This window comes from Pseudomonas sp. GW531-T4, from assembly GCF_017349615.1.
GTDB lineage: Bacteria > Pseudomonadota > Gammaproteobacteria > Pseudomonadales > Pseudomonadaceae > Aquipseudomonas > Aquipseudomonas chlororaphis_I.
In genome coordinates this window covers 33,573-57,123 of sequence record NZ_JACMZT010000041.1, presented here as the reverse complement: position 1 = coordinate 57,123, position 23,551 = coordinate 33,573, and the positions used below count along the sequence as shown (strand labels likewise).

The 23,551-nt window shown below is 65.3% G+C and carries 21 protein-coding genes; 8 read left to right on the top strand and 13 right to left on the bottom strand.

The features are described 5' to 3' along the window. Positions 1–5,480: non-ribosomal peptide synthetase (locus J4D28_RS25205; RefSeq protein ID WP_207246468.1), on the bottom strand; the 5,480-nt coding region annotated here is incomplete at its 3' end. 211 nt (positions 5,481–5,691) lie between these two features. On the opposite strand from J4D28_RS25205, the gene J4D28_RS25200 reads away from it, so the two are divergent. Next, positions 5,692–6,660 carry a siderophore-interacting protein gene (locus J4D28_RS25200; protein ID WP_038633927.1) on the top strand — a complete coding sequence of 323 codons (969 nt, stop codon included), beginning with the start codon at positions 5,692–5,694 and terminating at the stop codon, positions 6,658–6,660. A 473-nt stretch (positions 6,661–7,133) separates the two neighbouring features. Here J4D28_RS25200 and J4D28_RS25195 read toward each other — a convergent pair whose 3' ends face one another. Both J4D28_RS25195 and J4D28_RS25190 read right to left on the bottom strand, forming a co-directional pair. After that, the gene (locus tag J4D28_RS25195; RefSeq protein WP_028682997.1) at positions 7,134–7,877 is read right to left on the bottom strand and encodes a thioesterase II family protein; all 744 of its coding nucleotides are present in this window, start codon (positions 7,875–7,877) and stop codon (positions 7,134–7,136) included. A 388-nt stretch (positions 7,878–8,265) separates the two neighbouring features. Further along, positions 8,266–9,459, bottom strand: coding sequence for an MFS transporter (locus J4D28_RS25190; RefSeq protein ID WP_009050001.1), 1,194 nt, complete (start codon positions 9,457–9,459; stop codon positions 8,266–8,268). 132 nt (positions 9,460–9,591) lie between these two features. Here J4D28_RS25190 and J4D28_RS25185 point away from each other — a divergent pair, with 132 nt between their 5' ends. The 3 genes from J4D28_RS25185 (at position 9,592) to J4D28_RS25175 (ending at position 12,098) form a co-directional block, all read left to right on the top strand. Continuing rightward, positions 9,592–10,179: a TetR/AcrR family transcriptional regulator gene (locus tag J4D28_RS25185; protein ID WP_053269576.1), complete on the top strand. Its 588-nt coding sequence runs from the start codon at positions 9,592–9,594 to the stop codon at positions 10,177–10,179. Between the two features lie 409 nt (positions 10,180–10,588). Further along, positions 10,589–11,059 carry a cysteine hydrolase family protein gene (locus J4D28_RS25180; RefSeq protein ID WP_103331683.1) on the top strand — a complete coding sequence of 157 codons (471 nt, stop codon included), beginning with the start codon at positions 10,589–10,591 and terminating at the stop codon, positions 11,057–11,059. Between the two features lie 136 nt (positions 11,060–11,195). Further along, the gene (locus J4D28_RS25175; RefSeq protein WP_103331682.1) at positions 11,196–12,098 is read left to right on the top strand and encodes an alpha/beta fold hydrolase; all 903 of its coding nucleotides are present in this window, start codon (positions 11,196–11,198) and stop codon (positions 12,096–12,098) included. Here the strand turns inward: J4D28_RS25175 and J4D28_RS25170 are convergent. Further along, on the bottom strand, positions 12,084–13,076 hold the full coding sequence (locus tag J4D28_RS25170) for a GlxA family transcriptional regulator (protein ID WP_028683001.1): 993 nt from the start codon (positions 13,074–13,076) through the stop codon (positions 12,084–12,086). The genes J4D28_RS25175 and J4D28_RS25170 overlap by 15 nt on opposite strands. A 114-nt stretch (positions 13,077–13,190) precedes the next feature. Here J4D28_RS25170 and inhA point away from each other — a divergent pair, with 114 nt between their 5' ends. After that, on the top strand, positions 13,191–13,877 hold the full coding sequence (gene inhA / locus J4D28_RS25165) for an isonitrile hydratase (protein ID WP_041989677.1): 687 nt from the start codon (positions 13,191–13,193) through the stop codon (positions 13,875–13,877). 89 nt (positions 13,878–13,966) lie between these two features. On the opposite strand, the gene darC is transcribed toward inhA, so the two are convergent. The 3 genes from darC to darA form a co-directional block, all read right to left on the bottom strand. Continuing rightward, positions 13,967–14,218 (bottom strand): 2-hexyl-5-propylresorcinol biosynthesis acyl carrier protein DarC, encoded by a 252-nt coding sequence (gene darC / locus J4D28_RS25160; protein ID WP_053269579.1) that lies wholly within the window; start codon positions 14,216–14,218, stop codon positions 13,967–13,969. Positions 14,219–14,304: 86 nt separating this feature from the next. Continuing rightward, complete coding sequence (gene darB, locus J4D28_RS25155; protein WP_038577434.1) at positions 14,305–15,456, bottom strand: beta-ketoacyl synthase DarB; 1,152 nt, start codon at positions 15,454–15,456, stop codon at positions 14,305–14,307. 7 nt (positions 15,457–15,463) lie between these two features. Beyond that, positions 15,464–16,405 carry a 2-hexyl, 5-propylresorcinol biosynthesis aromatase DarA gene (gene darA / locus J4D28_RS25150; RefSeq protein ID WP_009050009.1) on the bottom strand — a complete coding sequence of 314 codons (942 nt, stop codon included), beginning with the start codon at positions 16,403–16,405 and terminating at the stop codon, positions 15,464–15,466. Between the two features lie 503 nt (positions 16,406–16,908). Between darA and J4D28_RS25145 the strand changes: the two genes are divergently transcribed. Beyond that, positions 16,909–17,313: a GFA family protein gene (locus J4D28_RS25145; protein ID WP_009050010.1), complete on the top strand. Its 405-nt coding sequence runs from the start codon at positions 16,909–16,911 to the stop codon at positions 17,311–17,313. A gap of 221 nt (positions 17,314–17,534) precedes the next feature. On the opposite strand, the gene J4D28_RS25140 is transcribed toward J4D28_RS25145, so the two are convergent. Genes J4D28_RS25140 through J4D28_RS25130 form a run of 3 tightly spaced genes read right to left on the bottom strand, consistent with a single transcriptional unit; the run spans position 17,535 to position 19,161 of the window. Continuing rightward, a complete protein-coding gene (locus J4D28_RS25140) occupies positions 17,535–18,341 on the bottom strand; it encodes an aminoglycoside phosphotransferase family protein (protein WP_041989661.1) in 807 nt (268 codons plus the stop codon). Between the two features lie 15 nt (positions 18,342–18,356). Beyond that, a complete protein-coding gene (locus J4D28_RS25135; RefSeq protein ID WP_081001266.1) occupies positions 18,357–18,716 on the bottom strand; it encodes a helix-turn-helix transcriptional regulator in 360 nt (119 codons plus the stop codon). Continuing rightward, the gene (locus J4D28_RS25130; RefSeq protein ID WP_041989655.1) at positions 18,706–19,161 is read right to left on the bottom strand and encodes an SRPBCC family protein; all 456 of its coding nucleotides are present in this window, start codon (positions 19,159–19,161) and stop codon (positions 18,706–18,708) included. Before J4D28_RS25130 ends, J4D28_RS25135 begins: the two co-directional genes overlap by 11 nt. 209 nt (positions 19,162–19,370) lie before the next feature. Between J4D28_RS25130 and J4D28_RS25125 the strand changes: the two genes are divergently transcribed. Together J4D28_RS25125 and J4D28_RS25120 are read left to right on the top strand one after the other, a co-directional pair. After that, on the top strand, positions 19,371–20,027 hold the full coding sequence (locus tag J4D28_RS25125; protein WP_103331681.1) for a hypothetical protein: 657 nt from the start codon (positions 19,371–19,373) through the stop codon (positions 20,025–20,027). A 78-nt stretch (positions 20,028–20,105) separates the two neighbouring features. Beyond that, complete coding sequence (locus J4D28_RS25120) at positions 20,106–20,507, top strand: lysozyme inhibitor LprI family protein (RefSeq protein WP_103331680.1); 402 nt, start codon at positions 20,106–20,108, stop codon at positions 20,505–20,507. A gap of 132 nt (positions 20,508–20,639) precedes the next feature. Here J4D28_RS25120 and peaD read toward each other — a convergent pair whose 3' ends face one another. From peaD to peaB, 3 genes are read right to left on the bottom strand one after another with little or no spacing between them, the layout of a single operon-like run. After that, positions 20,640–21,767: a quinohemoprotein amine dehydrogenase subunit beta gene (peaD, locus tag J4D28_RS25115; protein WP_028683004.1), complete on the bottom strand. Its 1,128-nt coding sequence runs from the start codon at positions 21,765–21,767 to the stop codon at positions 20,640–20,642. A 23-nt stretch (positions 21,768–21,790) separates the two neighbouring features. Continuing rightward, on the bottom strand, positions 21,791–22,114 hold the full coding sequence (qhpC, locus tag J4D28_RS25110) for a quinohemoprotein amine dehydrogenase subunit gamma (RefSeq protein WP_007921889.1): 324 nt from the start codon (positions 22,112–22,114) through the stop codon (positions 21,791–21,793). A 1-nt stretch (position 22,115) separates the two neighbouring features. Further along, positions 22,116–23,549, bottom strand: a complete 1,434-nt coding sequence (peaB, locus tag J4D28_RS25105) for a quinohemoprotein amine dehydrogenase maturation protein (protein WP_103331679.1) — start codon at positions 23,547–23,549, stop codon at positions 22,116–22,118. Between the last annotated feature and the right edge of the window lie 2 nt (positions 23,550–23,551).

Sequence of the window (23,551 nt, the reverse complement as noted above, 5' to 3'; positions counted from 1 at the left end):
TTGCCGTCGCGTTCGGCGTGCACCGCCAGCTGTTGCAGGTACACCGGCGGGAACACACCGACGGTGACGCCATAACGGTGCATCTGCTCGTAGGTAAATTCCGGCGACCACAGGCTGTCATCGCGGATCAGCACGCTGGCGCCGTAGATCAGCGGGTGCATCCAGCCTTCGTGGGAGCCGTCGAAGGCGAAGGACATAAAGTGCAGTTCGCAGTCCGCCGGGCTCATTTCATACCGTTCGCCGGTGGCCAGGCTGTGCATGGCCAGCGGACCGTGGGACACCGCCACGCCTTTGGGCAGGCCGGTGGAACCGGAGGTGTAGATCACGTAGGCGAGGTTTTCCTCGGCCAGTTCCACCTGCGGGCTGGTCGTCGGGTACGCCGCGAAATCAGCCGCGCCTTCGACGCTGAGGGTCGGCAACCCGTCCGGGATCGGCAGGCGATCCAGCAAATGGCTCTGGGTCAACAACAGCCAGGCACCACTGTCTTGCATCATGTAGCGCAGGCGGTCCTGGGGATATTCGATATCCAGCGGCACATAAACCCCACCGGCCTTGAGCACGGCGAGGAAGGCCACCATGATTTCCGCGCAACGCGGCATGGCGATGGCCACCCGGACTTCCGGGCCGACCCCCAGCTCGATCAGCTTGTGCGCCAGCTGGTTGGCCTGGGTGTCCAGTTCGAGATAGCTCAGGCGCTGCTCGGCGAAGAACACCGCCGGTGCCTCTGGCGCCCTGGCTGCCTGATCGGCGAACAGCTGGTGGACGAAACGGTTGGTGGGATAGACCACCTGGGTGTGATCCCAATCCTGGCGAATCCGCCCCTGCTCCTCCCGGCCCAGCATCGCCAGCTCGCCAATCGCCTGTTGCGGTTCGAGCATGCCTTGCAGCAGGTTGCGCCAGTGATCGGCTAAACCTTCGACGGTCGACACCTCGAACAACTCACCGGCATAGATGAACGATGCGTTGATCCCAGCGTCGGTTTCCAGGGTTTCCAGGGTCAGGTCGAATTGCGCGGTACCGCCCTGCAGGACCATTTCCTCGGCGTGCAGGCCCGGCAGGCTGGCGCCGTCAGCGCTTTCCCCGGCAATGCTCAGGTGGTTGTACATCACCTGGAACAGCGGGTTCTGATCCAGCGCGCGCTGCGGCTTGAGCGCATCCACCAGGCGGTCGAACGGCAGGTCCTGATGGGCCTGGGCGGCCAGGGCCGTGGCCTTGACCTGACGCAGCAACTGCCCCACCGCCAGGCTCGGCGCCAGCTCGACGCGCATCACCAGGGTGTTGACGAAGAAGCCCATCACGCCTTCCATTTCCTGGTGGCGACGGTTGCTGACCGGCACGCCGATACGGATATCGGGCTGGTCGCAATAGCGGTGCAGCAACAGGGCGAACGAGCCGAGGAACAGCTGGAACAGGGTCATGTCGTGCTCGCGCGCCAGGCGCCGCAAGCCCTGCTCCAGGTCCACCGGCAGACGCAAACCCAGGCGCTCCTGGCGATGGCTCACCAGGGCCTGGCGCGGATGGTCCACCGGCAGTTCCAGCACCGGGTGCTCCAGCCCCAGTTGCTCGCGCCAGTACTCCAGTTGCCGCTGCTGCTCGCCCTGCTCGAGCCAGGCCCGGTGCCAGCTGGCGTAGTCGGCGTACTGCACGCTCAATTCATCGAACTGCGGGGCCTGCCCCTGGATGAACCCCCGGTAGAGGGCGACGAATTCCCGGGCCAGCACACTCATGGAGGCGCCATCGGAAATGATGTGGTGCAAGGTCACCACCAGCAGGCACTCCTGCTCGGCGATCTGCAGCACCCGGGCCCGGCACAGGGGGCCGTGCTCCAGGTCGAACAGCACCTGGGTTTCTTCCAGGGCCCTGGCCTCGACCGCCTCGCGGGACAGGCCCGGGGCCAGGCGCTCCCAGGCCAGGGGAATTTCACCCTGGGGGTGCACCACCTGGCACAGGCTGTCCTGGTGCTGGGTAAAGGTGGTGCGGAAAGCTTCATGGCGCAGCGCCAGGGCGTCGAAGCTGTGCTGCAACGCCTGCCGGTCCGGCACACCCTGGAGCCGGACCACGATCGGCGTGTGGTAGGCGGTGCTCTGCGGGTGCATCTGCCAGAACAGCCATTGCCGCTGCTGGGCATGGGAAGCCGGCAATGGCTCATCACGCCCTAGCGCCTCGATCAGCGACAGCGAACCGGCGCCGGCGCAGGCCTGCACCTGCTCGACGAACTCATCCAGGCGCGCGGTCTCGAACAGCACCCGCAGCGGCACCTCCGCCGCCAGCAACCGGCGGACCCGGGAAATGATCTGAGTGGCCAGCAGCGAATGCCCGCCCAGGGCGAAGAAGTTATCGCTCAGGCCCACCCGCTCGACCTTGAGCACGTCCTGCCAGATCGCCGCGATTTGCTGTTGCAACTCGCTGACCGGCACGACGTATGCGGCCACCGGTGCCTGCGGTTGCACCGGCGGCAAGGCGCGCAGGTCGAGCTTGCCGTTGGCGGTCAACGGCATGCCTTCCAGGGCCACGAAATGCATCGGCAGCATGTAGTCGGGCAGCGCCACCGCCAGTTGCCGGCGAATCTCCTGCCAGGCCGCTTCCGGCTCCTGAGCGCTGGCCTTGGCCAGCACCCCATAAGCCGCCACTTGCGGCTCGTCGGCCACGCTGACCACCTGCGCCACGGCGTCCTCGACCTGCGGCAACTGCTTGAGCGCCGCGGTGATTTCCCCCAGTTCGATGCGGTAGCCGCGAATCTTCACCTGATGGTCGATGCGCCCCAGGTAATCGATGACCCCGCCATCGAGGTAGCGCGCCAGGTCACCGGTGCGGTACAGCCGCTGCCCGTCGGCACTGAAAGGGTCGGGAACAAAACGCTCGGCGGTCAATGCCGGCCGGCGGTGGTAACCCCGCGCCAGGCCGGCACCGCCCAGGTACAGCTCGGCCGGGGTGCCGGGCGCCACGGGTTGCAGCGAAGCATCCAGCACCCGGGCGCGGACGTTGGCCAGCGGCTGGCCCAGGGGCACCACCGCCAGGGCCTGGTCCACGTCAGCGGCAGCCATGGTCAGGGCGCCGACCGTGGTTTCCGTCGGGCCGTAGTGGTTGAACACCGCGCACTGCGGCGCCAGGGCCCGAACCTTGCGGACCAGCGTCGCCGGGCAGGCTTCGCCGCCCAGCACCAGGCACTGCCTTGGCAGGGCGCGAGCCGGCTCCGCGCCGCTCATCAGCGCCTGCAAATGCGAAGGGACGATCTTCAGTACATCGATCTGCCGGGCGTCCAGGTAGGCCGAAAAGGCCTCGGCATCCAGGCCGGTATCCAGGTCGATCACATGCAGGCAACTGCCGGAGCACAGGGCGCCAAACAGCGTGGTATGCCCCAGGTCGGCGGCGATGGTCGAGACCACCGCCATGTTGCGCGCGGCCCCCAGCGGCAGGCGCGCCAGGATCGCCTGCACGTAGTTGGCCAGGGCCCCGTGGGTGATGGTGACGCCCTTGGCGGCCCCAGTGGAACCGGAGGTGTAGATCGAATAGGCCAGGTGCCCGGCCTCGACCCGTGGCAGCGACGCCTGCGAATCGCTGGCCGGCGCCCAGCTGTCCGACTGGTCGAGCAACAGCACGCTGACCCCGGCCGCCAGCGGCAGCCGCGCCTGCACCGCGGTCTCGCTCAGCAGCAGGGCAACGCCGCTGTCGTGCAGCATGTAGCTCAAGCGCTGCTCGGGGTATTGGGCATCCAGCGGCACGTAGGCGCCGCCGGCCTTGAGCACCGCCAGCAGGCCCACCACCATCTCCAGCGAGCGCTCCACGACGATGCCCACCAGCACCTCGGGGCCCACGCCACGTTGCACCAGGGCCGTGGCCAGGCGCGCGGCGCGCTGATCCAGCTGGCGATAACTCAGGCACTGCTCGCCGAACACCAGGGCCGGCGCCTCGGGCCGCACGCGCACCTGCTCGGCGAACAGCTCGAGCACCGAAACGGCGGCGAATGCCTCAGGCGCACCAATCCCCTGGGCCAGGGTAGCCTGGCGTTGCTCGGCGTCGAGCAGTGGCAGTTCGGCGATCGCCGACTGCGGCTCACGCACCATCGCCCACAGCAGGTTCTGCCAGTGGCCGGCCATGCGTTCGACGGTCTGTTCCTCGAACAGCTGGCAGTCATAGGTGAAGGCGGCCTGCAGCAGGCCGCCGCGTTCGAAGGTGTCCAGGGTCAGGTCGAACTGCACCGTGCGCTCGTTGCGCGCCAGGGCCTGCACTTCGAGCCCGGAACGGCTGCGCAGGGTGGCCAGCTCGGTGACCTGCGGCTGGTGGTTGTAGAGCACCTGGAACAGCGGGCTGTGGCTCAGGCTGCGCTCGAGTTGCAGGGCCTCCACCAAGCGTTCGAAAGGCAGCTCCTGATGGGCCTGCGCCCCCAGGGTGGTCTCGCGGATATCGGCCAGCAGTTGCTCCACCGTCAAATGCGGGCTCAACTCGCTGCGCAGCACCTGGGTGTTGACGAAGAAGCCGATCAGCCCTTCGGCTTCCTGGCGCGTGCGGTTGGCGATCGGCACGCCGACGCGGATATCCTGCTGGCCGCTGTAGCGTGCCAGCAGCAGCTTGAAACCTGCCAGCAGCACGGCGAACAGGGTCACCCCCTGCTGTCGCGCCAGGGCACCCAGTTGCTGGGCCAACGGTGGCGCCAGCTCGAAGTCCAGGCGCCGCCCCTGGCGGCTGGAACGGGCCTGGCGCGGATGATCGGTGGGCAGCCTGAGCACCGGGTGTTCGTCCCCGAGCTTGGCCCGCCAGTACGCCAGCTGCCGCTCCTGCTCCCCGGCTTCCAGCCAGCTGCGCTGCCACAGCGCGTAGTCGCGGTACTGGATCGGCAGGGCCGGCGCGCTCGGCACCTCGCCCTCGAGCAGGGCGTCGTAGGCTTGCAGGAACTCCTCGATCAGCACGCCCATGGACCAGCCGTCGGCGACGATGTGGTGCAAGGTCAGCAGCATGACGTGCTCCTGCTCCCCCAGCCCCAACACGCAGACCCGCAACAGCGGCCCCTGCTGTAGATCGAAGGGCCGGCGCGCCTCGGCGTCGGCCCGCTGCCGTACGCTGGCTTCGCGCTGCGCGGGGTCGAGGTCGCTCAGGTCCTGGTAATCGATGCTCACCTGGGTCGCCAGGACGACCTGCCGCGGCTCGTCCTGCTCCAGGCGGAACACCGTGCGCAGGCTTTCATGGCGCTCCAGCAGCCAGTCGAAGGCCCGGGCCAGCACCGCCCGATCCAGCGGCCCGCTCAGGCGTACCGCGTTGGGCAGGTTGTAGGCCGCGCTCTGCGGGTCCAGTTGCCAGAGAAACCACATGCGCTGCTGCGCGTAGGACAGCGCCTGGCGCTCAGGCACAGCGACCCCCGCGGGAATCGGCAGCAGAGAGAAGTCGACGCCTTCCTTGTCCAGAGCCTTCAAGAACAGCCGGCGCTTTTCCAGCGGCAGTTCAATGAATCTACGGGCGAGCTTCAAGGAGTCTTCGGCATTCATCGGGGGGCATCCGTACTTGCTTGTGGGGTATCGAGCATTGGCTCGGTCATCCCTACGGAACGGATGAAGGCCCGGGAAAATTAACCCCGCGCGCCACGCCAGCCACCCTCCCCCGGCGCCGCCCAGGAGCCGCCGACCAGCGGCGCCGACGCTAAATCGGACCCGCCGCCTTTCGTTCCTTGCTTATCCCCCCTTGCACAGGTATCCGCCCATGTCCTCCGCCCAATCGCTGACCGACATCCTCACCCAAGGCTTGCGCAAACTGACGGGCATCGACCGGCCCAGACCCAAGGGCTACCGGGTGATCAACGTCGAGCTCAAGCACCGCATCGTCCTCAGCCCGTCCCTGGTGCGCCTGGTGTTCGCCGGCGAGGACATCGCCCAGGCCCGCGCCCTGGCCCCGGACCAGCGCATCAAGCTGTTGTTCCCCGGGGCCGACGGCAGCGTTCCGCAACTGCCGGTGGAAGGCGACTGGCACGCCGCCCGGCGCAAGCTGCCGGCCGAGCAGCGGCCACCGATGCGCACCTACACCATCCGCGCCCTGCGCCTGCAACCGGCGGAACTGGATGTGGACTTCGTGCTGCACGGAATCAACGGCCCCGCGTCCAGCTGGGCCACCCACGCCCGGCCCGGCGACCGCCTGCAGATGGTGGTGCCGAACAAGGCCTACAGCGGCGACCCCGGCGGTTATGAATGGATGCCGCCGGCGGGGATCCGCAAAGTGCTGCTGATGGGCGATGAAACCGCCCTGCCGGCCATTGCCGGGATTCTCGAGGAGCTGCAGGCCTATCCGGATTACCCGGACGTGCAGGCGTTTATCGAAGTGCCCCACGAAAGCGACTGCATCGACCTGCGCTGCAACCCCCAGACCCGGCTCAACTGGCTGCCGCGGGACCTGTTGGGCGCCCAGCATGGCGAAACCCTGATCCATGCCGCCCGGGAGCTGGCCGAGCTGCCGCCGCCCAACACGGCACAGCGGCCGATCAAGCTGCGCGAGGGCGACGAGGAACAGCGTCCCTGGGAGACCGCCACGCCGGCCGACAACAGCTTCTATGCCTGGGTGGCCGGCGAGTCCGCCACGGTGATGAGCATTCGCCGCCACCTGATCAACGAGCGTGGCCAGGAACGCCGCAACCTGACCCTGATGGGTTACTGGCGCCTGGGCACGTCGTTGGGCTGACAGATCTGCCTGGGCCTTGAGAACGCCACGGCCGTGCCGGCCGATCGCAGCCTGCGGCAGCGGCTACACCCACTCCTGTAGCCGCTGCCGAGCCCGCGAGGCTGCGATAAGGCCCGCAGGGCCTTGCTTGACGATCTTGCGATGGAGCCACCGAGAACGCCGCGGCCGTGCCAACCGATCGCAGCCTGCGGCAGCGGCTACACCCATTCCTGTAGCCGCTGCCGAGCCCGCGAGGCTGCGATAAGGCCCGCAGGGCCTTGCTTGACGATCTTGCGATGGAGCCACCGAGAACGCCGCGGCCGTGCCGGCCGATCGCAGCCTGCGGCAGCGGCTACATGAAGCCAGTCTCCGACCCTGTAGCCGCTGCCGAGCCTGCGAGGCTGCGATAAGGCCCGCAGGGCCTTGCTTGACGATCTTGCGATGGGCCACCGAGCGCCGCGGCCGTGCCGGCTATTCGCAGCCTGCGGCAGCGGCTACAGGGCGGTCGCCGCTTCGGGTTGCAGGTGACGCCGACGATGCACCTCAAGGTGGCCCTTGATCAGGCTCAGGACCTTGGCTTCGTGCTCGTGAATGAAGAAGTGCCCGCCCGCCAGCATGTCCACCGAGAAGCTGCCCTGGGTCTCCTTGCTCCAGCCAATCAGCTGTTCGGTGGTGGCCCGGTCGGCCTTGCCCCCCAGGACATGCACCGGGCAGTTCAGCAACGGGCGCTGCAGCGGGCGAAAACGGCCACACAGGAGAAAGTCGGCGCGCAGGATCGGCAGGGTCAGGCTCATCAACTCCTGGTTGGCCAGCACCTCTTCACTGGTGCCGTTGAGGGTACGCAGCTGCTCGATCAGCTGTTCGTCGGTCTTGGGGTCGGCAAAACCCCGGTCGTAGTCGGTGCGCAGGGTCGGCGCCGCGGTCCCCGAAGCGAACAGCGCCACCGGCTCCGGACAACCCAGGGCCCGCAGGGCGTGGGCCAGCTCGCAGGCCAGCAGCGCCCCCAGGCTATGGCCGAACAAGGCATAGGGCATACGCAGATTGGCGCGGATTTCCACCGCCAGTTGCCGCGCCAGCTCGCGCATGTCGGTGTGCAGCGGCTCGGCGTAACGGGCGCCACGCCCGGGCAGCTCCACCGGCGCAAGGTGCAACCATTGCGGCAGCTTGCGGCGCCAGCGGCTGTAGACCATGGCGCTGGCTCCGGAATACGGCAGGCATAGCAGCGTCAGCTGGGTCACGGTGTTCCCCTTGAAAAAAATGATGGTAAAGACTGGACGTGCCACCTGAGCGGCAAATTAGTAGCCGCCACCGGCCTGACGCTGATCTGCAGGAGCAGCCGGTCGACGCTCGATTGCTCGCGATGAACCTGAGAGCGCCACGTTTATCCAGCCAATACATCGGTATCGTTAACGACCATCGCGAGCAAGCTTCGCTCCTACAGTAGATCCCCTTCGCTGACCGATCGGCATTGGATCATCCGCCCCCATAAATTTCCCGGCACAGCCTTCGTTCCAGTCGCAGATCAAACCAACCGACAAGAGAGACCGCCGTGGACGTGCAGAGCATTCTGTGTCCACCTCGCTGTCGGTGAATTTCTGGGTCAACTCCGGGCGCGGCGGGTAAGGCTCAGGCGACCGCCGGCTGGCCGCGGGTCAGTCGGCGGCAGCTCTGCACCGCCGCCCCCAGCACCACCACTGCCGCCGCCTGCGCCACCCAGAAGCCGCTGCGCGCGCCAAAGGCATCCACCAGCCAGCCGGAACTGGCGGCGCCGATGGCCACGCCGATGCTCACCCCGGTGACCAGCCAGGTCAGGCCCTCGGTGAGCTTGGCCGGTGGCACGATGTTCTCGACCAGGGCCATGGCGACGATCAGGGTCGGGGCGAAGAACAGGCCGGAGACGAATACCGCCAGGGACAGGCCGAGGATATTGCTCGCCAGCAGCAATGGCAGGGTGGTCACGGCGGTGGCGATGCCGCCGTACATGAACAGGCGCGGCAGCGGGATATTCAGTTTCAACGCACCGAAGGCGATACCCGCCAGGCAGGAACCGATGGCGTACACCGACAGCACGATGCTCGCCGCCGCGGGTTGCCCCTGCTGCTGGGCGAACGCCACGCTGACCACGTCCACCACGCCGACGATCATGCCCATGGCGATCATCAGCAACACCAGCAACTGCAACTCCAGCGACCGGATGATCGACGCGTCGTGCCCGGCCTCATGGGGATGCACCGGTGGCTCGGTCGCCCGTTGCGCCACCAGCGCGGTGACGCCGATCGCCAGCAGCAACAGCGCCGCCAGCGGCCCGGCCTCGGGGAAGGCCGCCACGCACAGCCCCACCGACAACGGCGGGCCGACGATAAAGCACACCTCATCGAGCACCGATTCCAGGGCATAGGCAGTCTGCAACTGCGGCTGGCCGCGGTACAGCTCGGTCCAGCGGGCGCGGATCATCGCCGGTATGCTCGGCATGCAGCCGGCCAGGGCGGCGAACAGGAACAGCGTCCAGTGCGGCGCCTGCAACCGGGTGCACAGCAACAACGCCAGCAGCGCCCCGCCACCCAGGCCGGCGGCGATCGGCAGCACCCGGCCCTGGCCGAAACGGTCGACCAGACGCGACACCTGGGGCGCGCAGAAGGCCGTGGCCAGGGCGAAGGTCGCCGCCACCGCACCGGCCAGCGCGTAACCGCCCTTGAGCTGGGCCAGCATGGTGATCAGGCCGATGCCGGTCATCGACATCGGCATCCGCGCAATCATCCCCGCCACCACGAAAGCGCGACTGCCGGGGGCCTTGAACAGTTCGCGGTAAGGGTTTGCCATCGTCATCACACCTTGTCTGAGGCTTGCCAGAAATGCACCGCAAGACAAAAATACATACGGCGCGTATGTGAGAAAGCATGATAACATACGCGGCGTATGTCAATCCACCTGTCAGCTGTGTGAGTGCCCGCCATGAGCCCGCGTCAACGCGCCGAGATGATCGAAGAAACCCGCAGCAAACTCATCGCCAGTGCCCGCCAGGCCTTTGGCAGCCTGGGGTATGCCAACACCTCGATGGACGACCTGACGGCCGAGGCGGGCCTGACCCGGGGGGCCTTGTATCACCATTTTGGCGACAAGAAAGGCCTGCTGGCGGCGGTGGTGGAACAGCTCGATGCGGAGATGGACCAGCGCCTGGAGGCGATCTCGCGCGGCACCGACGACCTCTGGGAAGCCTTCGTCCAGCGCTGCCGCACCTACCTGGAAATGGCCCAGGAAGCGGAGATCCAGCGCATCGTCCTGCAGGATGCGCGCGCGGTACTCGGGGACCTGACCGAGGCCAGCGAAGAACAGTGCGTGGCGTCCTTGAGCACACTGCTGGATGAGCTGATGCAGGCCGGCCTGGTGGTCAACGCCCCCAGCGAAGCCCTGGCGCGCCTGATCAACGGCAGCCTGCTCGACGCCTCGCTGTGGATCGCCCGCGACGAGCATCCGGGGCAACGCTTGCAGCAAGCGCTGGTCGGCCTGGAGGCGCTGTTGCAGGGCTTGCGGGTGCGCTGAGCCCTGGCTCGGAAGATCTTCTGGCAGCCGTGACCGGCCTCCTCGCTCTCGTAGGAGCGAGGCTTGCCCGCGATAGGGGCAACGCGGAATGTCGGATACACCGTGTCATCCTTCATCGCGCGCAAGCTGCGCGCCTACGAAAGACGACCAGGGTGCCTGCCGCAATGCGCGGCCGCTGTAGCCGCTGCCGAGCGCAGCGAGGCTGCGATCGAGGCCGAAGGACTCGCCAGGTAGGCACCGCGTTTCCCCAGATCCTACGAGGTGTCAGGCTTAGCGGCCCTCCGGGCCGATCGCAGCCTCGCGGGCTCGGCAGCGGCTACAGAGGTGGCGTGTTTTGCCCGCGCGAGCGGTTCGCGGCAATGGCGGATTGCGGGCAGAATAGGCCGCCCCGGCCCTCTCAAGGATTCCCATGCGCCAGGTGCTGCTGATCATCGATGTGCAACCCACGTTCAACCCGCCGGACTGGCTGGTGGACGGCATCAACGCCCTGCTCGGCCAGTTGCCCTCGGTGGCCACCGTCGAACGCCATGACGAAAGCCAAACCCCCTTCGTCCGCCAGCTCGGCTGGCAACCCGCCGCCGATGACCACAGCCTGGTCGCCGCCGACCGCATCTTCATCAAGCACGGCTACGCCCCCACGCCAGAGACCATCGCCTACCTGCGCAGCCTGGCCCCCGAACGCGTGCTGGTCTGCGGCATCCAGACCGACACCTGCGTGCTCGCCGCCGGCTTCGCCCTGTTCGACGCCGGCCTGCAACCGACCCTGATCACCGACCTGACCCTGGGCTCGTCACTGGACCGCAGCGGGCAGTTGGGAGTGCGGTTGTGGCAGCACCATTTCAAGCACCTCACGACCAGCGCCGAGCTCACTTTCCTGTAGCCCCTGACTGAGGTGTGACGCCTTCGTCAGCGCTTTATGCCGTCAGGGCAAAACCCACGCACGGAGTCTCCACACGACACTGGCCAGACACACGGATTGAGCTAAGGTTGCTGCTTTCCCTGTCGCCGGATCCGTCATGAACAGCTCGCCCTCTGTCCAGTACCTCCAGACACCTCGCCTGCACATCGCCTACGAACATCACGGCCCCGCCGACGGCGCGCCGGTGATTCTGCTGCATGGCTTTCCCTACGACCCGCGCGGCTACGACGAGATCGCCCCCGAGCTGGCGGCGCGTGGCTACCGGGTGATAGTGCCGTACCTGCGCGGTTACGGGCCGACCCGCTTCGCCGGCCCGGACATCCTGCGTTCCGGGCAGCAGGCGGCGCTGGCCCAGGACCTGCTGGACCTGATGGATGCCCTGGAGATCCCCCGGGCCGCCCTCGCCGGTTTCGACTGGGGCGGTCGCGCCGCCTGCATCGTCGCGGCCCTGTGGCCGGAGCGGGTGCGCTGCCTGGTGAGCGCCGACGGCTACAACATCCAGGACATTGCCCGCTCGACCCAACCGCGGCCGCCCGAGACCGAGCACCGGCTCTGGTATCAGTATTATTTCCACACCCAGCGCGGCGTGGACGGCCTGACCGCCAACCGCCGCGCACTGTGCGCACTGCTGTGGCAACTGTGGTCGCCGACCTGGGATCGCGGCCGCGAACTCTACGACCTGAGCGCGCCGTCGTTCGACAACCCGGACTTCGTCGAGGTGGTGATCCACTCCTACCGGCATCGCTTCATGTACGCCCCGGGCGACCCGAGCCTGGAACACATCGAGCAGGCCCTGGCGCAGCAACCGCCGATCCGCGTACCGACCATCTCGCTGTGCGGCGGCGCCGACGGAGTCGGCCCGGCCAGCGAAGAGGATGAAGACATCGGCCTGTTCACCGGCCCTTACCAACGCCGGATCTTGCCCGGAATCGGCCACAACGTACCCCAGGAAGCGCCGCAGGCGACCTTGCAGGCGCTGCTGGAACTACTGGAAGCCTGACTCCCCCTCCGGCGAAAAGCGCTCCCGATACGCCTGCGGCGTCACGCCCACCAGCCGCAGGAAGCTGCGGCGCAGGGTTTCTTCGCTGCCGAAACCGCACTGCACGGCGATGCGCTTGATCGGTACGCCGCTGTCGCCGAGCAGGCGCCGGGCGCTTTCCACGCGGATCTGTTCGATGGCCCGGGCCGGGGTCTGGCCGGTGTCGGCGCGGTAGTGGCGGACAAAGCTGCGTTCGCTCATGCCGGCCTGTTCGGCCAGGGTCGGGAGGTTCAGCTCGCGACCGAGGTTTTCGGCGATCCAGGCGTGCAGGTCGTCGAAGCGGCTGCCCTGCTTTTGCAGGGCCAGGGTCGCGCTGAATTGCGACTGGCCGCCCGGGCGCTTGAGGAACACCACCAGTTGCCGGGCCACGTCCAGCGCCATGGCGTGCCCCAGGTCCGCCTCGACCAACGCCAGGGCCAGGTCGATGCCGGCGGTGACGCCGGCCGAGGTCCAGACGGGCCCCTCGTTGATGAAGATCGGGTTGGCCTCCACCCGCAAGCGCGGGTATTGCCGCGCCAGTTGCTCGCAGCGGGTCCAGTGGGTGACCACCCGGCGCCCGTCGAGCCAGCCGCTGGCGGCCAGCAGGAAGGCCCCGGTGCACACCGACGCCACCCGCCGCGCCAGCGCCGCCTGCTGGCGGACCCAGGCCACCAGCGCCGGGTCTTCGGCCGCGGCGTACACGCCCCAGCCGCCGGCGATGATCAGGGTGTCGCAAGGCGTGCCCGGCGCCGGCAAGGGCTCGGCCAGCAGCGCCAGCCCGGCCGAGGTGGTCACCGGCCCGTCGCCCGCGGCGATCACGTTCACCGCGTAGGGCAGCGGCAAGCCTTTATGCCGCGCCAGGTCGTTGGCCGAAGCAAACACCTGCAGCGGGCCCGTGACGTCGAGCACCTGGGCGTTGGCGAAAGTCAGTACATGAACGGTTCTGGCGGTCTGGGGCATGGTTGGCGTAAATCGTGGGCAGGTTGGCGTATTCGCCAAAGCCTAGGGCGCTAGAGTCGAACCGTCCAGCCACATAAGGGTGGGCACCTTCGAACTTTTCCAGGGAGATACCCCATGACGCTGCAGATCGGTTTCCTGTTGTTCCCCAACGTCCAGCAACTCGACCTGACCGGCCCCTACGATGTGCTCGCGTCGCTGCCGGACGTGCAGGTGCATCTGGTCTGGAAGACGCACGGGCCGGTTACCGCCAGCACTGGTTTGGTGTTGCAGGCGACCACACGCTTCGCCGACTGCCCGCCGCTGGACGTGATCTGCATCCCCGGTGGCGCCGGTGTCGGGCCGTTGATGGAAGACCCGCAGACCCTCGATTTCATCCGCCAGCAGGCGGCGCAGGCACGTTACGTCACCTCGGTGTGCACCGGCTCCCTGGTGCTCGGCGCGGCCGGGCTGTTGCGTGGCAAGCGCGCCACCACCCATTGGGCCTACCACCATTTGCTGGAGGCGCTGGGGGCGATCGCGGTGCAGGAACGCGTGGTGCGCGACGGCAACCTGTTGAGCGGAGGCGGGATTACCGCCGGGATCGATTTTGCCCTGACCCTGGCCGGCGAGCTGTTCGGCGAGGCAACGGCGCAGCGGGTGCAGTTGCAACTGGAGTACGCCCCGGCTCCGCCTTTCGCCGCCGGTAGCCCACGGACAGCGCCCAAAGCGGTGGTGGAAGAAGCCCAGCGGCTCGCGGCGAACTCCATCCAACAACGCGGCGAGATAGTCGACAGGGTCGTGGCGCAGTGGCAGCAGGCCTGAGACCTGCGCACGCCGGGGGGAAGAAAGATGCGGGCCAGGGCAACCTTATCGGCCAGCTGAGCCCTGGCCGCATCTTCGCTTGACCGACGTCAGGCCGGGACTGCGTGCTCAGTGGCCTGTCGGAGGTAGTCGATCACCTGCTGCACGGTCTGCAGGCTATCGGCTTGGTCGTCCGGGATGGTGAGTTCGAACTCGGTCTCCAGGGCCGTCACCAGTTCCACCCGGGCCAGCGAGTCCGCTCCCAGGTTCCCGACAAACGAGTCCTGGTTGCCGATCTGCGCCAGGTCGACGGCCAGTTCGCTCGCCACCACTCTTTTCACACGTTGCTCGAGGGTTTCCATAGTCATTCCCTTGCAGTTGGATGCGTACCACGAAACAGTGGCCGGCCCGCGCCGGCCACCGGGTTGTTGCGCCATGGCGAGGCGCGTCAGACCACCGTCAGGTGCATGAAGCCACCGGAGAAGCGCCCGCTTTCCGGGACGAAACACAGCAGGCGCTGCCCCTTGTGCAGGCGCCCGGACTCCAGCAGCTCGTGGATCATGATGTAGATCGACGCCGAGCCGGTGTTGCCACGCTCGGACAGGTTGGTGAACCAGCGCTCCTGGGGAATCGCCAGTTCGGTGTTTTCCAGGCACTCGGCAATCGGCTGGCGAAAGTATTCCGACGACATGTGCGGCAGGAACCAGTCGATGGCCTCGGGCGACAGGTTGCGCTTGATCATCACCTCCTTGAGCGGCTTGCCGAGGGTGTACTTCACCACGTTCTCGTTCAGCAGCCGCACGTCCTGCTTGATCGCGAAAATCGAGCGCGAGGCCCACTCTTCTGGAGTCAGCAGCTTCCAGCCGACCAGGCTGTCGTCCTCGGCCTTTTCCGCGCCGGCGTACATGCAGGTCGGCAGTTCGTTGGCGTAGGAGAAGATGTCGATCCAGTCGATGCGCAGCGACAGGCCGCCGGCCCGTGGCTGGTTCTCGAGCAGAAAGGCCCCGGCACCATCGGACAGCATCCAGCGCAGGAAGTCTTTATCGAAGGCGATTTCAGGGCGGGCCGCCATCTGCGCCACCAGCGCCTCGTTTTCCGCATCGAAATTGCGCGCATGCAGCACCGGCGAAGGCACCTCCGAGGCGGTGGCCACGGCATTGCGACTGGCCCCCGACAGCACCGACAGGTAGGCGTATTTCAATGCGGTCAGGCCCGCCAGGCAGATGCCGGCGGTGGACACCACTTCGCAAGGTTTGTTGCCCAACTCGCCATGCACCATCACGCCATGGTTGGGCATCAGCTGGTCCGGCATGGTGGTGCCGGTGGACAGGCATTCCATGGAGTCCAGGGCAAAACCGTCGCCCACCAGGCCCTTGATCGCCTCGGCGGTTATTTGCGCGTTAGTGAAACGGGGAATACCGGTCTGCGGGTCCAGCACATAATAGCGCTGCTTGATACCGTTATTGCGCAGCACTACTTGCCGAGACCGTGAAGGTCGCCCGCCCACATACCCGAGAATGCTTTCCATCGTATCGTTATCCACTGCCTCTCCCGGCATATAAGTGGATGTTTTCGTAATATAGACAAACGATTCACTCATGATGATTTCACTCTTCAGTTTCAAGATTTAGTTGCGAGCCGGACGGTTGTTCGTAATAACGCTGCAACTCGTCCAGTCGCGTCCGGATAAAGGGATGAAGCAAACGGCGTAACACCAGTGAAATAGGCAGGACAGTCAAGATGACCAGCAATAGATAAACGATGAACACGCCCAGCAAGAGTCGCCGTAGCCATTGCCCATACTTGCCGAAACGGCAAATTATTCCCGACCAGAACTTGAAGCCTTTATAGGCCGCACGCTCGCTGAGTATCAGCCCGGGGTTGACGGGCGCCGCCCCCAGCCCGGCCAGCATCGGCCCTTTGGCTTTCTCTTTATTGGCATACAGGGCGGCCTTCAATGCCCGCCCGAAACGTGCGGCGCCCTGGACATCCTCGGCGCTGATCCCGGCCTTGGGCAGGCCGAGGAATGACTCGCGGCTGCCGGTGAACATCCAGCGCGGCGTGGTAATCAGGGTGGCGAAGGTATTGGCCCGGTCGGTCAGCACGACGTTGTCGCGCAGCCGCGCGCCGGCCTCGTCCAGCAGGCGCTTGACCACCTCCTGGGCCATCAGCCACATGTTGCGGCAGGCGATCACCGTGACCACCGGGCGCCCGGCCAGCAGGCGCTTGCCTTCCGCGCTCTGGAGAAACGCGGTGATCAGCGGCGACGGCGACAGGTACCAGACCTGATACGCCAGGATCACCAGGTCGAAAGGCCATGGATGATCGGTATGCACCGGTTCGATGGCCGGCGGGCTGAGTTGCACGGTCTCGGGAAACACGTCGAAAAACCTGCCCACCGGCCAGGGAAACGGATAGGCGACCCGGGGCTTGAGCACCACTTCATGCACCTTGACCTCCTGCGTCGAACGCAGGGGCGAGATCAGGCTTTCGACCACTTCGCTCAACTGACCGCTTTGCGAATAACGAACCACAAGTACATGTTTCATAAGTGCGGGGACCTTTTGCTTTTCAACCACACAGGCACGCCAGAGATCACTTGAAATGAACCTCGGCATGAAAGGCAGTTTTATAAGTTGGGCACGACAAACAAGGCGCGCGCTGTATTCGTGGCAGGTCGAACTTAAAAACAAAACATAATGAACGACAAAACAGCAGCACCCGGAACAGCGGCCTGGTGATGAACTGAAAGCGGAAATCGCCCACCGCGCATTCCAAACACTGTCTGCCCGTTTTGACAGAATGTATTTGTAGTGAGACAGAACCCGTCTTCTTGGCTGAAACTCTATCTGCAATCGGATACTTGTAAACCTACCAACTCTGGTAGGTCCTTCGCGCTACCCAGCGGACGAACTTACATGCTCTTATCTGAACTTTTTTCATCTAAGCAGGGTATGTTCAATACTGGCTACTGGCCTTAATTGAAAAGTTTTCCCGCGCGTGTTCAGGCAGCCTCTACACTCTGGCCCAGCCTTCCCTCAGGAGCCTTGCCATGCACAAGACTTACACCGGCAGTTGTCATTGCGGTGCCGTGCGCTATGAAGTCGAGATCGACTTGAGCCTGGGCACCCACAAGTGCAATTGCTCGATCTGCAGCAAGACCCGCAACTGGAACGCGATCATCGCCCCCAAGGCCTTTCGCCTGCTCAGCGGCGAACAGGCGCTGAGCGACTATCGGTTCAACCGTGGCAATACCCATCATCTGTTCTGCAAGCATTGCGGCGTGCGCACCTTCGGGCGCGGTCATGTGCAGGAGATCGGCGGCGACTATGTCGCGGTGCAGGTGATGACCCTGGATGACATCGACCTGCAAGAGCTGCTTGCGGCCCCGGTGCATTACGCCGACGGTCGCCATGACAACTGGGGGCATGTGCCGGAGGAGATCCGTCACCTCTAGCTTTTCCACAGGCGAAAAAAAACCCGCCGAAGCGGGTTTTTTTCAAGACCATTACGACATCCTGTCGCTGCATCCTTGCACATGGTCGGTCATCCATGACCCTGAGCGCGTCCTGCGCTGCAGTTGGTGAATGAAGATTAAGCCTGTCGCCCAATCGGCAACAGGCGAAATAGCAGCCAGCGCATGTAAGCCTTTCGCCATAAAACCACTGACCAAAACCCCTAGGCCGCGCCTTCCAGGGCCTGGATGGCCAACTCCGCCACCTGCAGTTCGTGTTCCATGCTGGTTATGTCGCCGTCCTCCAGGAACCACGCGGCGGACAGCCCGGTATAGGCCAGCACCCATTGCAGCAGGCGCTTGCGCTCCAGCCCCGCGGCCTGGGCGATGACCTCGACCTGGCGGGTGAAGCGCTGCGGATCGCCGCTGGTCGGCAGGTCCGGGTTGCAGATCAGGTTGGCGAAATCGAAGCCGCGCTCGCCCATGACCCGCTTGGGATCGATCACCAGCCAGCCGCGCTCCTCGAAATCCAGCACGTTGTCGTGATGGATATCGCCGTGCAGCACCACCTGTTCCCGAGGGGATGCCAGCAACTCGTCGGCCGTGGCCAGGCAGCGCAGGAACATCCCGCCCTCGTGCCGGGCGGCCAGGCGCAGGGCCTTGAACCATTCCGGCAGGGTCAACAGCGGCGGCAAGGGTGTCGAGCGTGGCGCGTGCAGGCGTGCCAGGCTGGCGCAGACGATCCGGCTGACCTCGTCGTCTTCGCCGGCCAGGGCCATCTGCATCAGCGAGCGCCGGCCCATGGCCCGCTCCATCAACAAGGCATCGCCGTGGTGCGCGTAGACCCGGGCGGCGCCCTCCCCGGCCCACCAGGCCATCAGCCGGTTGCCGTATTTTTCCTCGTCGTCGAGGGCGATCTTCAGCATCGCCGGCGCGTCGTCCAGGCGCACTGGCAACAGGTGGCTGCCAGGGGTGACGATGGGCGCGCCATCGACCTGCAGGTTCCAGCGTTTCAGGTAAAACTCGAACATCCGTGATGATTTCCGTTATGACTCGACAAAGGCCTGCAATTGACCCAGGGCCTGATCCCACTGCTGGCCGATCACCTCCAGCGAGCGCCGGGCTTCGGCCAGCCGGCCCGGCTCGAACGCCCACAGGCGCTCGCGCCCCAGCTTGGCGTCGCGCACCAGCCCGGCCTGCGCCAGCACCTGCAGGTGCTTGGTCACCGCCTGGCGGCTGATATCGGTGCCGAGGGTCAGTTGGGTGATCGACATGGCGCCGCCACCACACAGGATGGCGACGAGCCGCAAGCGGGTCTCGTCACCCAGTGCCGCGAAGATCATGGCCGAGCCGTCCAGCGATGCCGCCACCGGCAACAGGGATGGGGAAGAAGTATCAGGGGCCAAGGTAGGTCTCGATATTGTTCATCTGCTCGTCCCAGCCGCGGCTGTTCATGCGAAACGCCTTGAGCCGCCGCTCGGGTGGAATGCCGTCGAACCCCGACTCGACCACCCGCAGCAAGGTACCGCCGTCCAGGTCTTCGAGTTCGAATTGCACCAGGGTGCTGGGCTCGACGGAATAGTCGACTCCAGACTCCACCGCGTAAGGGTGCCAGCTGAAGGCGAACAGGTGTTCGGGCTCCAGCCGCTCCACCAGCACATCCCAGACCAGGTGTTCATACCCGGGGTAGGTAATCTGCCCCCGGGTGCGTTGCCCGACGACAAAACGCTGGCCCGCGAGCGCTACGCCGAACCAGCTGCCGAACGCCTCGGCATCGGCCAGCGCGGCCCAGACACGGGAACGGGTTGCCTTGAGCAGGATCTTTCTTTCGATGCGATCTGATGAGTTCATGGGTCACCTCCAGTGATGAAACCCTAGACGCTCTCGCGAAAAACGCAACCTGATAGTTGCGTATTTTTTTACCGCCCGACCAGGCACAGGTTGAAATCCCTCGCCCCGCCGCCGAAAAACAGGGCTAAGCTCGCCACTCGCCAATGGCTGCCTCGCCGCTGCCCAACGCGGTAGTGAGCGCAGCGGACAACAGAAATGGAATGCCTCCGATGACCCAGACATCCCCCGCAATCACCCTGGAAAAACTGCGCCGGGCGATCAGGCTGATCGACGAGCCGCTGATCGAACTGACGCCTCAGTCGCTGACCTACCTGCGCTCCTACCCCGCCCTGCTGGCCGCCTCCAGGACCCTGGCCAGCACCCACGACAGTGGCGACCTGCTGTTGCAGTTATCGGCGATGTGCTACGGCTGGATGCCCAGGGTGGCCCGGGTGAATGCCAGACATGTCGATAGAGCCTCGGCCGCCCTCGCCTGCGCACTGGAGTCGGACGTCCTGATCGACACGGCGCAGATGCAGGATCTGGCCAACAGCCTGCACTCGGTAGTGGGCACCTCCAAGCTCCTGCACTTTCTGCGCCCGCAGCTCTACCCGATCTGGGATTCGAAGGTCGCTCTGTTCTGGGCAATGCCCTTCAAAAAATCCTTGCAGGCTCACATGAGCAACGTTGGAAACTACCACCGCTACATTAAAGACATTGAGGCACTGATCGCGTCTCCCGATTTCTCCGCGTTTTATAACGACTTCGACCAGGCGTACAGCAGACGCCTCGACAGGCTGAAGATCGCGCCCTATAGCCTGTCACCGGTCCGCGCGGTCGAGGCCGCGGCCTTCGAGCTGTCCGGCGGCGATTATGACGACGATTGACCGGCGGCCCTTGCCGCGCGACGCCAACATCGGGCGATGCCCCTTGTCGGTGTGTCCCCCTTCACTGTGAGAATCCCCATGAACCCACGCATTTTCCTGGCCCTGGCGCCGCTGCTGCTCACCCCGCTGGCACAGGCCGCCGACTGTGCCAACGCCACCACCCAGGCCGCCATGAACCAGTGCGCCGCCGAGCAGCACCAGGCCGCGGACAAGGAACTGAACACGCTCTACCAGCGCATCACCCAGCGCCTGAAGGACAACCCGGACGGCAAGAAGCTGCTGGTCAGCGCCCAGCGCGCCTGGGTGGCCTTCCGGGATGCGGAATGCGGGTTCGCCGCGTCGGGCGTTGCCGGTGGCAGCGTCTATCCGTTGATCTACAGCAACTGCACCACCGACCTGACCAAGGCCCGGGTCGAGGCGTTCAAGACCTACCTCAAGTGCCAGGAAGGCGACCTGAGCTGCCCGGTGCCGGGCAATTGATCGGCGGCGATCTTTAGATTTTTCGCGAGCAAGCTCGCTCCTACAAGGGACCGCATGCATTTGGAGTGCGGTGTCGGGAGATGACACATTCCCCTGTAGGAGCGAGCTTGCTCGCGATGGCGGTATCGACGCCTAACGCTCGAACACCTGGGCCGTGGTGATCGCCATGTCCCCGCCCGGCAGCTTGATGCTGCCGATCTGCTTCAGGCTGTCGGCATCGAAGATCGCCACGTCGTTGAAGGTCCCGGCCAGGTAGATCTTGCTGCCTGCCTTGTTGAAGGAAATGCAGTAGTAGGAATGGTCCAGGGTGGCGGCCTGGAGCAGTTTTTTCTGCTTGATGTCGTACTTGGCCAGGCGGTTGAGCACACCGAACATCAGGTTCGGGTCCTTCGGCGAACGCATGCCGCTGAAGTAGATCTCCGTCAGCGGACCGAAGTCGGTGGTTTCGCTCTTGCCGGTCTTCAAGTCGATGCTGAACAGACCGTACAGGTACTCGGCGCTGGCCGGGTCCTGTTTCTTGTCCTTGAACTTGGCGGCGGTGTAGAGCAGCGAGAAGTCATGGCGCCAGGTCTGCTGGTTCCACACGTAGAGCACGTCCGGCGCGCTGTAGTTCGGGCGTTTCCAGTGGCGGCTGGGGATCAGCACGTCGAACTTGCCGGTCTTGACGTCGACCTTGTACACATCCGCCCCGGCCACATAGAGCGAGCCGTCGTCGCCGCTCTGCATGATGGTCAGTTGCCGTGGCGCCGGGAAGCTGCGCACCGGCTTGGCCTTGAGCCCGGCGTCGGTGGCGTAGACGTCCAGCCGCGGCTGCTTGACCTCATAGCGGTCGTTGAGCATCTGGGTCGGGTTGGCCACGGTGTACAGCTCCTTGCCGTCGTGGCTGACGGTGAAGGCGAACATCGAGCGGGCCTTTTCCCCCGGCTGCTGGGTGATGCTGGCGTGGAACACCTGCTTGCAGCTGTCCAGCTCGACCCCGTAGACATCGGCGTAGTGGTTGTTCAGCACGTAGGCGACCTTGCGGTCCGGCGCCAGTTGCACGGTGCCGGGGCCGAAGGCGTCGGGCATCTTGCAGGTCTTGTACAGCGTGTCGCTGGCCAGGTCGATCACGTGCAGGTTGTTCGGGTAGTTGGTGGTGACCATGTATTCATGGCCGGCGTTGAGGGCCTTGTTGTCAGTGTTGTCGTCGGCCAGGACGCCGAGGGAACAGGCGCCCAGGATCACGGAAGCGGCCAGGCCGCAGGCATTTTTGCGAAGCATGCTGGAATCCTTCTACTGACCGATTACTTGTCTTTGGGGAACACGGTGCCGAGATTGCGCCAGTTCTCGTTGGAAGCCTGGGCGTCCTTGTTCCAGTCGGGGTAGGTACTCATCATGTCCGGCACCTGGGCCGGCCACCAGCACGGGTCGGAGCAACCGTAGAGGTCGGCCTCCATCGGCTGGCACAAGGACGACACGCCACCGAAGGCATCGATTTCCCAGCCCGGGTCGGTGGTCGAGGCACAACCGGCCACCGAACTCATGGCAACCACCTCTTCGATACGGTTCTCGTCGGCGGCCTGTTCCAGTTTCTGGGCTTTGTTATTGATCGGCTTGAGATGTTTCATGTCAGTGAGCCTTGCGCGGAGTGATGTAGCTGCTGATGAACGCAGGGTTGTGGGCCATGATCCGGCTGTAGACCTCGATGCCGAAGTCCACCCAGTCACGCATCAGTTCGCAATAGTGATAGGTCGGGTACGCCGGGTCGCCGTAGCGGGCGTAGCTCTCGTGGTAGCAGCCGCCGGAACACAGGTTGCGGATGCGGCAGCTGTCGCAGCCGGTGTTGCTGCGGTCCAGGCGCTGGGACAGGAAGTCGTTGAGCTCCATCTGCTTGACCCCGCCGTCGCGCACATTGCCGAAGGTCGGCAGCGATGAGCCGGTAAAGCGGTGGCACAGGTTCAGCTCGCCCTTGTGGTCCACCGCCAGCATCTTCAGCCCGGCGCCACAGGGCAGCGCCTTCTTGTGGCCTTCGTGGATATCGGTGATCAGCTGGTGCAGGTTGGAAAAACCGATATTGCGATGCTCCAGGGCCGCCTCCAGGTAACGCCGGCCCAGGCGCTTCATGCTGGCGAAGACTTCGATCAGTTCTTCGCCGGTGAGGTTGAAGCTGCTGATATCGCCCGAGGTCACCGGGGCAAACCCGACCTCGGCGAAACCCAGTTCGTTGAACAGGTGGTCCCAGATGGTTTCCACATCGGTGACGCCAGTGGTCAAGGTCACCCGCGCACCGACCGGGCGGCTGTCGTAGCGCGCCAGCAGCATCTTCGCCTTGCGCCGCACCACGTCATAGGTGCCCTGCCCGCCCACGGTGATGCGGTTGCGGTCGTGCACGGTCTTCGGCCCGTCGATGCTCACCGACAAGCCAAAGCGGTGGGCATTGAGGTAGTCCACTGTCTCCTCGGTGAGCAGCGTGGCATTGGTGGTCATGACGAACTCGACGAACTTGCCCGCCTCGCGAAAACGCTTCTCGCAGTAGTCGACCATGTATTCGATCAGCTTGCGGTTGCTCAGCGGCTCGCCACCAAAGAACACCACGGTGAAACGCTCTTCATCGGGGGATTCCCTGAGCAGCATTTCCACCGAGGCGATGGCCGTCTCGACGTCCATCTTCTTGCCCGCCGAGGGCTTGTCCAGGTCCTCCTTGTAGCAGTAGGTGCAACTCAGGTTGCAGCCGGTGTTGACGTTGAGCACCAGGGTGTTGATCGCCGTGCGCTCGACCCGTTTGACGGCGATCTCCGGGGTCAGCGGCGAGCCGTCGCTGACCAGTTCCAGGGCGATCAGCTCGCGCAGGGTTTCGTTGATTTCCTCGCCGTTGAACCGTGCGCCGAGGCGCTGGACCAGGTCCTCCGGGGTGCAGCCGGGGCCGCGCAAGGTGTCGATGATGGTGCCGGTCAACTCATCGCTGGCGAACAGCGAACTGCTGGGAATATGGAACAGCATGCGGTCGGCATCGACCTGCACTTCGTGCAGGTTGCGTTCGACCAGATTCAAGATAGCGCCCATTG